Source organism: Desulfobacter postgatei 2ac9 (genome assembly GCF_000233695.2).
Classification (GTDB): Bacteria; Desulfobacterota; Desulfobacteria; order Desulfobacterales; family Desulfobacteraceae; genus Desulfobacter; species Desulfobacter postgatei.
Genome location: NZ_CM001488.1, coordinates 3303580 through 3315352, shown reverse-complemented (window position 1 = coordinate 3315352; position 11773 = coordinate 3303580). Strand labels below are relative to the sequence as shown.

At 44.6% G+C, this 11773-nt stretch carries 15 protein-coding genes and 1 pseudogene; 7 read left to right on the top strand and 9 right to left on the bottom strand.

Annotation, left to right across the window (positions count from 1 at the left end; all coding sequences use genetic code 11):
• Positions 1 to 154: 154 nt before the first annotated feature.
• A complete protein-coding gene (locus DESPODRAFT_RS21250; protein ID WP_004074572.1) occupies positions 155 to 388 on the top strand; it encodes a helix-turn-helix domain-containing protein in 234 nt (77 codons plus the stop codon).
• Entirely contained in the window at positions 361 to 639 is a 279-nt protein-coding gene (locus DESPODRAFT_RS21245) for a helix-turn-helix domain-containing protein (protein ID WP_245531938.1), read from the top strand. The genes DESPODRAFT_RS21250 and DESPODRAFT_RS21245 overlap by 28 nt, the downstream gene beginning before the upstream one ends.
• Before the next feature lie 151 nt (positions 640 to 790).
• Here DESPODRAFT_RS21245 and DESPODRAFT_RS21240 read toward each other — a convergent pair whose 3' ends face one another.
• Entirely contained in the window at positions 791 to 1207 is a 417-nt protein-coding gene (locus DESPODRAFT_RS21240; protein ID WP_245531937.1) for a hypothetical protein, read from the bottom strand.
• Between the two features lie 609 nt (positions 1208 to 1816).
• On the opposite strand from DESPODRAFT_RS21240, the gene DESPODRAFT_RS21235 reads away from it, so the two are divergent.
• Positions 1817 to 2158 (top strand): hypothetical protein, encoded by a 342-nt coding sequence (locus DESPODRAFT_RS21235; protein WP_004074570.1) that lies wholly within the window; start codon positions 1817 to 1819, stop codon positions 2156 to 2158.
• A gap of 52 nt (positions 2159 to 2210) precedes the next feature.
• Here the strand turns inward: DESPODRAFT_RS21235 and DESPODRAFT_RS15285 are convergent, their stop codons facing one another.
• The 5 genes and pseudogenes from DESPODRAFT_RS15285 to DESPODRAFT_RS15265 form a co-directional block, all read right to left on the bottom strand.
• Positions 2211 to 2708: an AlbA family DNA-binding domain-containing protein gene (locus tag DESPODRAFT_RS15285; protein WP_004074568.1), complete on the bottom strand. Its 498-nt coding sequence runs from the start codon at positions 2706 to 2708 to the stop codon at positions 2211 to 2213.
• Positions 2709 to 3079: 371 nt separating this feature from the next.
• Positions 3080 to 3334, bottom strand: a complete 255-nt coding sequence (locus DESPODRAFT_RS21230; protein ID WP_245532080.1) for a sugar phosphate nucleotidyltransferase — start codon at positions 3332 to 3334, stop codon at positions 3080 to 3082.
• Between the two features lie 44 nt (positions 3335 to 3378).
• On the bottom strand, positions 3379 to 3498 hold the full coding sequence (locus DESPODRAFT_RS21225) for a sugar phosphate nucleotidyltransferase (protein WP_245531936.1): 120 nt from the start codon (positions 3496 to 3498) through the stop codon (positions 3379 to 3381).
• A gap of 35 nt (positions 3499 to 3533) precedes the next feature.
• Positions 3534 to 4498: pseudogene (gene fcl / locus DESPODRAFT_RS15275) on the bottom strand (GDP-L-fucose synthase).
• A gap of 22 nt (positions 4499 to 4520) precedes the next feature.
• Positions 4521 to 5294, bottom strand: a complete 774-nt coding sequence (locus DESPODRAFT_RS15265; protein ID WP_216594014.1) for a Bax inhibitor-1/YccA family protein — start codon at positions 5292 to 5294, stop codon at positions 4521 to 4523.
• Positions 5295 to 5650: 356 nt separating this feature from the next.
• On the opposite strand from DESPODRAFT_RS15265, the gene DESPODRAFT_RS15260 reads away from it, so the two are divergent.
• Together DESPODRAFT_RS15260 and DESPODRAFT_RS15255 are read left to right on the top strand one after the other, a co-directional pair.
• Positions 5651 to 6259, top strand: coding sequence for a hypothetical protein (locus tag DESPODRAFT_RS15260; RefSeq protein WP_157488502.1), 609 nt, complete (start codon positions 5651 to 5653; stop codon positions 6257 to 6259).
• Positions 6260 to 6351: 92 nt separating this feature from the next.
• Positions 6352 to 7035: a hypothetical protein gene (locus DESPODRAFT_RS15255; RefSeq protein ID WP_004074561.1), complete on the top strand. Its 684-nt coding sequence runs from the start codon at positions 6352 to 6354 to the stop codon at positions 7033 to 7035.
• Positions 7036 to 7172: 137 nt separating this feature from the next.
• Here DESPODRAFT_RS15255 and DESPODRAFT_RS15250 read toward each other — a convergent pair whose 3' ends face one another.
• The 3 genes from DESPODRAFT_RS15250 to DESPODRAFT_RS15240 form a co-directional block, all read right to left on the bottom strand.
• On the bottom strand, positions 7173 to 8195 hold the full coding sequence (locus DESPODRAFT_RS15250; protein WP_004074559.1) for an Rpn family recombination-promoting nuclease/putative transposase: 1023 nt from the start codon (positions 8193 to 8195) through the stop codon (positions 7173 to 7175).
• A gap of 133 nt (positions 8196 to 8328) precedes the next feature.
• Positions 8329 to 8907: an adenylyl-sulfate kinase gene (gene cysC / locus DESPODRAFT_RS15245; RefSeq protein WP_337833561.1), complete on the bottom strand. Its 579-nt coding sequence runs from the start codon at positions 8905 to 8907 to the stop codon at positions 8329 to 8331.
• A 464-nt stretch (positions 8908 to 9371) separates the two neighbouring features.
• The gene (locus DESPODRAFT_RS15240) at positions 9372 to 9566 is read right to left on the bottom strand and encodes a hypothetical protein (RefSeq protein WP_040016028.1); all 195 of its coding nucleotides are present in this window, start codon (positions 9564 to 9566) and stop codon (positions 9372 to 9374) included.
• A 1052-nt stretch (positions 9567 to 10618) separates the two neighbouring features.
• Between DESPODRAFT_RS15240 and DESPODRAFT_RS21220 the strand changes: the two genes are divergently transcribed.
• Both DESPODRAFT_RS21220 and DESPODRAFT_RS15235 read left to right on the top strand, forming a co-directional pair.
• A complete protein-coding gene (locus DESPODRAFT_RS21220; protein WP_245531935.1) occupies positions 10619 to 10906 on the top strand; it encodes a hypothetical protein in 288 nt (95 codons plus the stop codon).
• Complete coding sequence (locus DESPODRAFT_RS15235; protein WP_337833560.1) at positions 10827 to 11528, top strand: transposase; 702 nt, start codon at positions 10827 to 10829, stop codon at positions 11526 to 11528. The genes DESPODRAFT_RS21220 and DESPODRAFT_RS15235 overlap by 80 nt, the downstream gene beginning before the upstream one ends.
• Positions 11529 to 11773 lie beyond the last annotated feature (245 nt).

The following is an 11773-nucleotide window of genomic DNA, read 5'->3' as shown; positions in this document are numbered from 1 at the left end:
TCCAGGCATAGTCACTGACGGCCTGCTCAAATTCGCGGTGCCGCTGATCCACCTCCCTGAACCGGCTGATAAGTAGGTGGACAAATATAATTCCTGTATAATCTTGCTTTGCAACAAATCATTGTTTTTTAAATTTGCATAGCAAGGATATCAGATGAGACGTACGGGTAAAAAATTTATTTCTCCAATTGAGCCGTTGGCATTAAAATGGCTGTCACTTATTGAATTTTCGGATGAAGAGTCAAACCGTACTAAACTCAGGGCTCAAGCAATCCGATTGAGCAACTCTGGGTATAGTATCAGTCAGATTTCACAAATATGTTTGACCACTCAGGAAACAGTTTCGAAGTGGATTGATGGATGGGAAAATATCAATTTGACTCTTTAATTGATAAACCACGTTCTGGAAGAACGCCGCTGATCCATAGTGAGATGCATGATGAAGTTATTGATATTGTGAAGAAAAATCCAAGACAACTTAAAAGTGCCATTACTGAAATACAGGAAAAATTTGGTAAAAAAGTCAGCGTAAAAACCCTGAAACTCGATGATCCAGTTTTTGGGATTAGACAATGTCACAATATTGGAAAATGTAAAGGCTGGTCAAGTCGATGGTATAATACCAACTATTCCAGCTGATATCTCACCCATCGGTTGGCCAGCCTCCAATGAGCAGGATAAAATAAGTTTTACTTGAATACAAGGGTTCCATTGCGCTATATCGCTTCATTCCTGAAAATATAAATGAGGCGGATGTGTTAATAGAGAAGCTGTTGCCGTTTGTTGAAAATTATACCGAGTCACTGAATACTGAGTTAACAGAGTCTTCCCCTGGGATGACCTTAAGTAAATCACAAAAATTCTGGCTGGGTTTCTGCATCACTGGAATCATTTTAACCAACAGCATCAATTGGACTGCTTTTCCCGTATCAGCATAGGACGGTATAAAAACAGCACTTTCCTGGATGTTTCGCCATTCTAAAATTGCTTGGGAGCATCTGTTCCACTTCAGTCTCAAAATTATTTTCAAAGTATATGGTATCACCAAAGGCGTTGTCAGTATTGATGATTCCGATAAAAAGCGCAGTAAATGCACAACAAAAATTTTTGGCGTCAACAAAATAAAAGACAAAATCAACAGGCGGTTTTTGCATGGGGCAAAGTTTGGTATTTTTGGTATTGGTAACACCGAAAATAACCATTCCAATAGGCTACGCCTTTCATGTTCCTGATCCAAAAATCAGCGAATGGGGTCAAGGAGGATAAAAGGTTAAAAAAGGCTGGAGTACCAAAATCAAAACGCTCGAAAAAGCCGGTGCGATCAGATGAATATCCAACTATTTCAAGTATTTCCATAGCTCTTTAAAAACCTTGTACAGCAACACCCTGAAATAAAATAGAAGCAATTGTTGCAGATGCCTTGTATGGTAATGCTGAGTTCATGGATGAAGCTTCAAAAATTGCAGGAAGCGCTCAAGTCATTAGTCAAATAAGGTACAATCAAAATATTTCATTCAAAAACAGTAAAAAATCAAGTGGAAAAATATTTTGAAAATATTCAACCGATTCAAAAAACCATACATATACGCGGAGGCAAAGGGGTTGTTGTACTTATTAAAAGTGCCAGAATACATGTGTGTGCCCATAGAAAAAACGATTTGTCATTGCAATAAAATACACTGGAGAAGAGGACTATCGGTACCTTGTCGCTTCGGACCTGACCTGGCGATATGCTGATATAATAGATGCTTTTACACTCAGATGGTTAGTAGAGGTTTTTATTCAAGACCACAAGGGTAATGAAGGGTGGGGAAATTTGACCAAACAACCTGGTAAAGATGGGTCTTACAGAAGTTTGACCCTGAGTCTGTTGGTTGATCATTGTCTCCTCCTTCATCCGGACCAGGTGGCCTCGATAAATAACAAACTGCCCGCAAAAACTGTTGGCAGCCTATGTGATATCGTCAAAGTTGACAGCATCTTATCCTTTGTCGAACAAATCATTCACAGTGATGACCCAGAATCCCATTTCAAGCAGATCTCGGTATTTTTAAAAGAGCATTTTGTAAAGTCAAATGATTCCAAAAAACACATGAATCTAAAACCTTGGGGAAATTATCAATCCTCCCCATCATTAAAATATAAAGCATTCTGTTAACATGGGGATAATAACTGGTAGATACGTTCCATGTCAATTTTTAAAAACTGGATCATCGAGTTTGAAGAAACGGAATATCAAGGGCCTCTATGTCAAAAGCCGGGCAAGGAAGTTGATCAAATGATTTATTTTTGTGCATCCGTTCAATTTCAGCGATAAATTCCGGACCAGCTTTGCGATTTGTCGATCCCAGTCGAATATAAGTGCCTTCCAAAGGGCCTTGACTTTTTATATAAAACGGGCCGGGCCAGTGTACCACACGAATTAAGATGAGGGGACGGCCTTCCCATGAAATAATTTCAATATCGGGCATGATCAATGGCATAATGGAGTCGGCAATGGCGTTGGACAACTTTTCTTCCGCCAAAAGCGGATCTTCCACCCCAAACACCCTACCATCATCGTCCTTACCGATGATAAGCTTGCCACCAGCGGTATTGGCAAAGGCAACCACCGTCTTCATGATCTGCTTCATTGAAGACAAATCCCGTTTAAACTCGAGAGTTTTTCCTTCCGGGGCTGCAAATAGTTCTGCAATATCATCGGGCATCAGCGTTTATCCTGTAATTTATCATAAATCATTTTATCGAAATCATAATATGATTTCGATATTTTTGGAATCGGTTAATCGCAGTTCCGCCTCAATCTTGCAGGAATCAATGGCGTGAAACCGATCGCTGATCCCTCAAAAAAGGTTTCCAGCTGGTGTTCATGGTCTGGATATTGTAGTTGCGGGCCTTGATCCGGCCCCGGGCCCCATCAGAGTGTCGTCTTCCAGCAAAGGGGCCATCATCCGTTCAAGGCACTGCGGATGGGACCAGTCTTCTGCATCTTCTCCCCCCTTTGATCACTCAACCCGCCCATACCTGTCCTCCAGCCGCACAATATCATCTTTTCCCAGATACGATCTGGACTGGACCTCTACTCACCGTTGATCACCCGGATAAAATTCATGTCCTGAGAGCTATTTTCCATGACTGCTTTGCAGGTTTTAATTATATCTGGTTGAAACAGTTCAAGCGCTTCAATATATTTTTGTGCCCGGAACATGAACATGCCGCTATTCCATAAATAATCGCCTGAATTCAAGTAGGTTTCCGCCCTGGCCGCACCAGGTTTTACCACAAAACCGCTCACACAGAATCCGGTGTCACCCAGGTTCTCCCCTTTGCGGATATAGCCATACCCTGTTTCAGGCTTGTCAGGGACGATTCCGAAGGTTACCAGCCTGTCCTGCTCAGATCACCGGCCAGGGCCAGGTATTGCTTGGGATACAGTTTTCTGGACATGGGCCAGAGTCTTGTGCCGGAGCCACCGGCAATGATGATTGGCTGAATCATGATAAACACCTTTGAAAAGCGAATATACAAAAAATCTATCGCCTGAACTTATCAATATTGTCCAGAAACCAGGCATAGGTCTGACGCAACCCATCTTCCAAACCGATAGATGCCTCCCACCCCAGGGCCTTCAGGCGCGACACATCCAGCAGTTTGCGCGGTGTGCCGTCAGGTTTGCTGGTATCCCATACAATCTCACCCTCAAACCCGACCACTTTTGCGACAGTTTCGGTCAATTCCCGGATGGTGCAATCGACCCCCGACCCCACGTTGATGTGGGACATCTTTGGTTGCGTATGGGCCTGATAGGTTTCTGTGTCCAGTTCCATGACATGGACACAGGCCGCAGCCATATCATCCACATGCAGAAATTCACGCATAGGCTTGCCGGTTCCCCATGCTGTAACCTGTTTTTTTCCGGCCTCTTTGGCTTCGTGAAAACGGCGCAGCAGGGCCGGTATCACATGACTGTTCCGGGGATGAAAATTATCATTGGGTCCGTAAAGATTGGTGGGCATCACACTGCGGTAATCGCGTCCATACTGCCGATTATAGCTTTCACACAGCTTGATTCCGGCAATTTTTGCGATGGCGTAGGGTTCGTTGGTAGGTTCCAAAGGGCCTGTAAGCAAAGCATCTTCACGCATGGGTTGTTTTGCATACTTGGGATAAATGCAGGACGAGCCCAGAAACAAAAGTTTCTGCACACCTGCCTGGTGTGCCGCATGAATCAGATTGGCTTCAACCATCAAATTTTCATAGATAAATTCAGCCGGGTATTCATTGTTGGCATGAATCCCCCCACCTTTGCTGCGCCTACATATACCTGATCGACCGGGTTGTTTTCAAACCAGGTCTGCACCGCTGCCTGATCCAACAGATTCAGTTCGCTGCGTGTAGCAGTAAGAAGCTCGATATTGGTTTTTCGCTCCAACTGACGGACAATAGCCGAACCCACCAGGCCCTTGTGCCCGATTACAAATACTTGTTGTTTTGGCATGGTTATTTTTCCATTCAAATCGTTAACGCCGAACAGTCGCCAGCATCCGAAGGATGGAAACATACAGCCAAACCATGGTAATCATCAGACCGAGTCCGACGTACCAAGGCATGAAGACAGGTTGTTTTCGACCCTCGATTTGATTTATCCGTTCAAAATCCAACACCATATTAATGGCTGCGGTGACCGCAATGAAGCCGAACCAGATAGTGCCGCCGGTTCCTGCACCATGGAGAAACGAGATATGGAAATCCAGAAAAATCAACAGAAAGCTGAACAAATATGCCAAGGCAATGGAAGCGGTCGCGGCATAAATAACGATTATTAGCTTACGTGTTACTGCAATCGTGCCCGTAGCATAGAGCAGGAGCATGATGCAAAATACTGCCAACGTTAGGAAAATGGATTGAAGGGCGATGCCCGGAAATCGAATTTCAAAGTGCAAGGCTATGCCTGTCATGAAAATACCACCGGCCAAAGCATAAAGTGGGGCGGTTAAATGAGCATATTGTCGATACAGCATCGTCAGGAAGGCAAGACTTAAACCCAGAACACCCCCGCCAAAACCGATATTTCTTGCAAGTTCAGCGGTTGCGTGATCGCCTAAAGCAATGGCGGAATAGAAGATCGTTACCATGCCGGCAACGGAGAGGAGCGTGAGGGTAAACAGAATTACAGCCACCTGGATCACATGTCTTCGATCCATGATCCGTTCAGCCGTACCAAGGGGGATGGGCTTGGCTATGGGTTTCTTGAAAACCAGAAGTGGACAGCCGAGGCTGTTGAGCGACATCATGGGCCTTTACACCCAATTTGGTCAGGAGTAACAGGCCTGAACGCACCAGGTTCTCTACAAATGGGAAATTTTCGCCACATACTATACACGTTGGTTCGCTTTATTGATATCTAATCCAGGCAGTCTGAATAATGTTTTCAATATCAGTATATTCTGGACTCCAACGCAACTCTTCTCGAGCCCGTCTACTGTCCGCAACGAGAATTGCCGGGTCGCCCGGACGTGAATCTGTGATGTCTTACCAAACTAAAGTTCCGAAACCTGCCAACATAGAAAAGTCTTGAATGCCATGGGTTATCCTTATAAAAATTAAGGTTGAGTTACCACACCTAACCTCAAAAAAAAAAGAAAAACCCATGGACAACACTTTTGTAGATCAATTCTCTGAAAATATCAAATTTAATTACACTTGTTTCGATCTCGTTATCATTCGAGGATACATCCGGAGTTTCTTTTCCATCGGGTACATTGTCATCTTTTTGAGGAGCTTGGGATTTTCCAAGCCCTCCAACGGTGTCATGCGAATTGTCACCGATCAGCTAAACACCCATATCTCAAAGCAGGCGGCAAAATACGATATCCCGATTTTCTGGTGGCCGGCCGTGGATGGAGGTACAGATGGCGCCAAGCTGCAGTATGTTCAAAAGCACTACGCCAATGGCTTTCAGGGAAAGGGGAACTTTGTCTTCTGCATCCTGGGCGACAAGGAACCGGTGCAAACCATGGCTGCCCGGGAACTGACATCAAAAAACGGTAAAAAATTCCATCGACTTTACAAATGCCGCAAACCAGTCAAGCAATATTACATCTATTTTCACGATGAAATCCTTGGTGGCCCGTGCTATCTAAAAATATCTTCCTATCTGCCCTTCCCCTGCGAGTTCTATTTCAACGGTCATAATTATATCATTCCAATCTCATCTTCAAATCTTCCCGTTTTTCTACCAATCTCTTCGAACGTCTAATTGATAAATTCTCACGCGTCGGATGGCCCGACAGCATTGCCCAAATCTTCAGCAAGCGGCCCGCCCGCTCCATTTCAAAGACTTTCCGGAGATTGTATGACAATAATGCCTGCATCAAACACTGGTTCAGGGGAAATTCCATCAAGCAGTACAACAAAACCGGTTATCTCATCCGTACCGAAACTACCATCAATAACCCCAAATCGCTGGGGCTGCAAAAACCTGTACTCTATCTGCAGGCTTATCTGTGGTTCGGACTCGGGTGCAACAACAGGCTGCTTGACTGCTGCGCCGATGTCGATGTTACCTCTATCTGCGAAGGGCAAACCGACATCTTCAAAAAGCCCGTTACCCATCATCTCGACAAAACAGTGACTCCCCCGGACCTGAGAAAAGAGCGGCAATTCGAGTTATGTGAGGAACTGCTCAAGCCAAAATACAGTGTCCATGGATTCAAAACCGCCGACATAGCAAACGCCCTGCCCCACTATTTTCGAAATTCCACCCAAATTCGCTATGAATTGAAAAAATTGATCGTGCGCGGCGTCGTTCAAAAGAAGAAAAGTCAATCATTTTATGAAGTTACGCAATTAGGTTGGAAATGGCTGTGGACCTCAATTACCTCAATCACGTATTTTGAAAACCCAATTATTTCAAAGACTTTCCAAAATGAGGTACTGCAGACGCTTGCACAGCCATCCCTTTTCGAGGAAGGCTATGACCTTATTCAACAGGGCTTGAGCCGCATCACTCAAGAGCTTGCGCTCAATCTTTGATCTGAAAAAAACGTAAATTTTTCTCGCGTTTTTTGAAAACAAAGCCTACATTTTCCCCTTGACAAAACTTATCATAGATGTCCCCAGATTCTCTTGACCCCCAACCAGCACCTTTGAGTAAACAAGCTTTGGACTTCTCAATTGTCGATGATACGGATTAGGTCGGAAGGAGAATCTGCTGTTTTAAGACTTTCTTTCAGGGCTTTCAGCAGACCTATGTTCTTTACCTTCTTTATCTTCTCTATTATAGCTCTGGTCTCTTCTGTATCTTCAAATTTTATACTGATACCGAGTTCCACAGCTTCAAACAGACCTTGCTCCAAACCTTGCTCCAAACCTTGCTCCAAACCTTGCTCCAAACCTTGCTCCAGACCTTGCTCCAGACCTTGTTTTCGTAATTTTTCTGCAAGTGTCACGATGTATTCTCCTTTATCTTCCAGTAACGCGTTATGCACTATGGCTTGCATTTTATCCACAGTGATATCATCCACGTGACTGAACACATATTTTACCAGAGACTCAAAATATTGCAAACCCGTTTTTTTCTTTGACAATTCTTTCAACAATGAAAAAATATCGGGCAGGCGGTCAGCCAAATCCGGTTCAAATACATGTTTTAAAAGCAGCATGGTTACTCGGGCCATGACCGTCCCCCTGATCTCATCGTCACTGTATTCGGACAGATCATACAGCACGTATCTGAAATCGGGGATATATTCGACCAATGACTCCACAGGGCCATTAAAACCCGATAGAAAATTTTCATTAATCCGCCACTTGGATCGGCCATGATACAATACCAATGGCACAACTATGGGCAACTTGCCGCATCCGCCCTGCTTTTGTCCAAGCCGCCAAATTTTGACCATGTATTCAAGAAGCTGCAGATGGATATTACGGTCAGGAAAACTTTTGTGTTCAAACAAAAAATAGATGTATCCAGGGGACTCCCCAAACTCCACCCTGTACAGCATATCAGAATAATAATCCTTCAAATCAGGTTCAATAAAGCTGTCTTTGCAGATTTCAAGGGTATCAAGCCGGGCAACGTCCAGAACCTTCCCCGGCAGGTAGTTCTGCAAAAAAGACTTTGCACTGGCAAGATCGCTCCACGTCTCTCTGAAAAGCTTGTCATGGGAATGGTACAGGTCGTTATTCATGTCTCCGAATTATCAGGGATCAGGCGTTTTAGCAAGAGGCAAATTCCCGATATGCAACCGTTCGATCTTTTCTCTGATTGTACAGCGCTCGCTATATTTATTTGTGAATTAATGAAATCTGTTTTTTCAAGCCCTACCTGATATACCCCTGTTCCTCCAGAAAAAGAAATATTTCCTGAGCAGCCTCAGTGGGCGTAAGCTGGTTAGTGTCTATGCTCAGCTCAGGACTTTGCGGGGTTTCATACGGATCATCAATGCCGGTCACGCCTTTCATGATTCCGGCCCTGGCCTTGGCGTAAATACCTTTGCGGTCTCTTTGTTCACATATTTCCAGGGGGGTGGACATGAATACTTCAATAAATCCGCCATAAGGCAAAATCATTTCCCTGACAGTATGCCTGGACTGACCGTACGGCGCAATAGGCGCGCAAATGACTATCCCTCTGTTTTTGGTTATCTCTGAGGCTACAAAGCCGATGCGATGTACATTGAGATTGCGGTGATCCCTGGAAAAGTTGAGTTCACTGGAAAGATTTTTGCGCACAATATCGCCGTCCAAGAGGCTTACAGACCTGGCGCGCATTTCCATGAACCGGACATAAAGCACCTTGGCCAGGGTGGATTTCCCTGAACCGGAAAGCCCGGTAATAAACAAGGGATAAAAAGCCCTGTTTAAAAGCAGTTTCAGGTCGCAAAGCTGTCTCTGACTCAAATCAATGGAAGGGAATATAGATGCCTCCTGGCGCAGGCATTCAATACGCCTGAAATGTACCAGCAGGTTTTCTGAATGGGAGTTTTGTAAGGGTAATGTTCCTTAAATGAGAAGTTGCTCAGGGAGTATTATGGGACTTGCCTCAGTCCGCGGGGTGTGACCTTGAAAAAGTCGGGATTCTGGGGCACTGCTGATTTTGGGGCCTGATTTTGGGGTCGGATCAGATCAACCCACTGAATTCATGTTTTCGCTTCAAGCAGCCAATACGCCCAACGTTTTTTATCTTTCGAAAACTTGAGCAAGAACTCTCGCTTATGACACCGATGCGTGATGTGCCAGATATATCCGGGGATAAAATGTCGATTTGCGCGGGCCAATGATATGTGTCCTACTTCAAACGGTCTCTTTTGGGGGCCAAATAAGGCTTCTAAGACGATCTCAGAAGCGTTTTTATGCCATATTCATCATAATTTCAAATAGTTAATTTGATCCGACCCCGACCGCCGTTTGTTTGCCCGGGCAAGGCGATAGGCATGACCAAGGATGTCAGCCCGGTAGACCTTGTCATATAAAGAATAGAAACGAAAATCCGGTTCCTGCTTGGCCTTACAATAGAGCTTCCTCTGAAGCGTCCTGATCCTATCCGGAGTTAGTAGCATATTGCAATCTCCTGATCCTCCGCTCGTTAGTTACGTGAACAAAGTAGGGTCCCTTTCCTTGGCCGGGGTTATGTTGTCCCTCAGCCTCAATCGGTACTATGAACCCCTCCGACTCCCAATACAGCCCCATGGAATTTCGGATCTCCTTATATCCATCAGTTAACGGCCCTTCACCGTAACCGCATTGGGTCTCCCGCACTGCACTGCAATTCTTCCGATACATGCCATCCCTGCTACCCCGGAAGATCACCTGAAAGGATTTCCGTTTTCTACTCCCAGGCACTACGGCCTTCCCTTGATGTCCAAAAGGTCGGCATCTTCAATTAGTTGACGAGGCTACATATAGGTTCACTTTCGTTACGGCCTGCATCTTTGCCCATAAGAAACTTACAACCTCTGGTTACCCAGACGCTGCTTCCCGGTGCTAAGAAGGCGTACGGACAATTCCTCCTTCAGGACTTTAACCTGTTAGAACTACAGTTGTTACGGCATACGGACACCACACTTAATTGTTAGAATCCCGGCATTTCGGACCGGGCTTTTGGGGCTTGACAGTTCGATCAAGATAACATTCAAGTTTATCGATAAACGATTCCTCACCCATGGGCCGTCCGGTTCTTTCATGTTTTCTGAAGTGATCCATTTCATGCTTGCGATTCTTGCCATGAGGTTCTTTTAGATGTATTTGAGGCGGATGTTAATAATTAAGTGTTTGAATGCATAAGTTACGCAAGGAATAATACCCGATTTTAATTTGGGGGCCAGCCCCCAACCCCCCGGGATTTAACGCATTATGGACAGAAACATGGGAGAGGGGCAATACGCAATTGACTGCATATCACCCCCCATGTCTCCGTCACCAGCTACGGCGCTCAGGTTGCTTCCCAGCATTGCCCTATCCTCCGAGCTGGTAATGGTATCTTACCATAGGGAAAATGAATTTTAAATCGGCAGATTCTCTTTACAAAAAGACCTCCAAGCGGCATGATGGCTTTAGAAAGCGGCTGGAATAACCTGAGTCATCCAGAATCAATTACCACAAGGAGGTCATAATGAGTATGCATTACATTGGTTTAGATATCCACAAAAAAATTATCGCTTATTGTATTAAAGCAGGCGATGGAACACTTCTTGGGAATGGAGTGATATCTGCAACCAGGCCGGCATTGGAAGAATGGATGGAGCAACTTCCCCGCCCTTGGACGGTTGCAATGGAAGCAACAATGTTTACCGGCTGGATTTATGACTTCATAAAACCTTATGCCGATGATATCAAGGTCGCTCATCCTGAAATGCTCAAAGCGATTACAGCAGCTAAAAAGAAAAACGATACTATCTGATGCCCAGAAAATATGTGACCTTCTCAGAGTTGATCTGTTACCGGAATGTTTTATGGCTCCGAGCGAGTTGCGAGAATTAAGAAGAATTTTAAGATACAGAAACCACATAGTCAGAACAGCAACCCAAACTAAAAATAAAATCTCTGGACTTTTAATGGAGGTCGGTGCTGAATATAACAAAAAAAAGCTACATGGCAAATGCTATTTCTGGGAATTAATGGACACCATTGAGCATGTCCCATCATCCGTCTCAGAAATGTTAAAACTTAGCAGGTCAAATCTGGAGATTTTTACTAATATTCAAAAAAAGCTCGTACGGGTGCTAAAAGAAAACCCGCTGATCCGAGAACGGGTAACCCGGCTGCAAACAATTGGTGGGGTTGGAGAGGTGACGGCTTTAACCTGGGTGTTGGAAGTAGGTGAGGTAGAGCGATTTGGAGCAGTACGTCAGGCAGTTAGTTATTGTGGCCTTTGCGCGGCTCAAAAAGAATCTGGCGGCAAAGAAAGTCGTGGTCCGATATCCAAAAACGAAATAAACATTTGCAAACTGTTCTGGTTGAGGCGGCAAAACTTGCACCACATTGGAATCCTCAATTGGCTGAAATTCATGAAAGGGAATTGAGAAAGGGAACAAGAATAGAGCGACCCTGGCCGTAGCAAGAAAACTTGTAGCCTATATGCTGGCTGTTGAAAAATCCAAAAAGGATTTTGAGGTGACAGCTCCATATCAGGCTGCCTGATACGGTCGCATTGATAAATTAATAGCATTGCATTTACAATAGATCTTCCCGCTGGTCCTTGCTTTCTGGGGACTATGTGATCGGCAACCGCCGTGATACATCATTTATAGTGTTTCAAGGTCAGCGG

Excerpts from the sequence above, each read along its gene's own strand:
- DESPODRAFT_RS21250 (WP_004074572.1), top strand. The coding sequence starts at position 155 with ATGAGACGTACGGGTAAAAAATTTATTTCTCCAATTGAGCCGTTGGCA.
- DESPODRAFT_RS21245 (WP_245531938.1), top strand. The coding sequence starts at position 361 with ATGGGAAAATATCAATTTGACTCTTTAATTGATAAACCACGTTCTGGA.
- DESPODRAFT_RS15285 (WP_004074568.1), bottom strand. The coding sequence starts at position 2,708 with ATGCCCGATGATATTGCAGAACTATTTGCAGCCCCGGAAGGAAAAACT.
- DESPODRAFT_RS21225 (WP_245531936.1), bottom strand. The coding sequence starts at position 3,498 with ATGATTCAGCCAATCATCATTGCCGGTGGCTCCGGCACAAGACTCTGG.
- DESPODRAFT_RS15265 (WP_216594014.1), bottom strand. The coding sequence starts at position 5,294 with ATGATGTCGCTCAACAGCCTCGGCTGTCCACTTCTGGTTTTCAAGAAA.
- DESPODRAFT_RS15260 (WP_157488502.1), top strand. The coding sequence starts at position 5,651 with ATGGACAACACTTTTGTAGATCAATTCTCTGAAAATATCAAATTTAAT.
- DESPODRAFT_RS15250 (WP_004074559.1), bottom strand. The coding sequence starts at position 8,195 with ATGAATAACGACCTGTACCATTCCCATGACAAGCTTTTCAGAGAGACG.
- DESPODRAFT_RS15240 (WP_040016028.1), bottom strand. The coding sequence starts at position 9,566 with ATGCTACTAACTCCGGATAGGATCAGGACGCTTCAGAGGAAGCTCTAT.
- DESPODRAFT_RS21220 (WP_245531935.1), top strand. The coding sequence starts at position 10,619 with ATGAGTATGCATTACATTGGTTTAGATATCCACAAAAAAATTATCGCT.
- DESPODRAFT_RS15235 (WP_337833560.1), top strand. The coding sequence starts at position 10,827 with ATGCCGATGATATCAAGGTCGCTCATCCTGAAATGCTCAAAGCGATTA.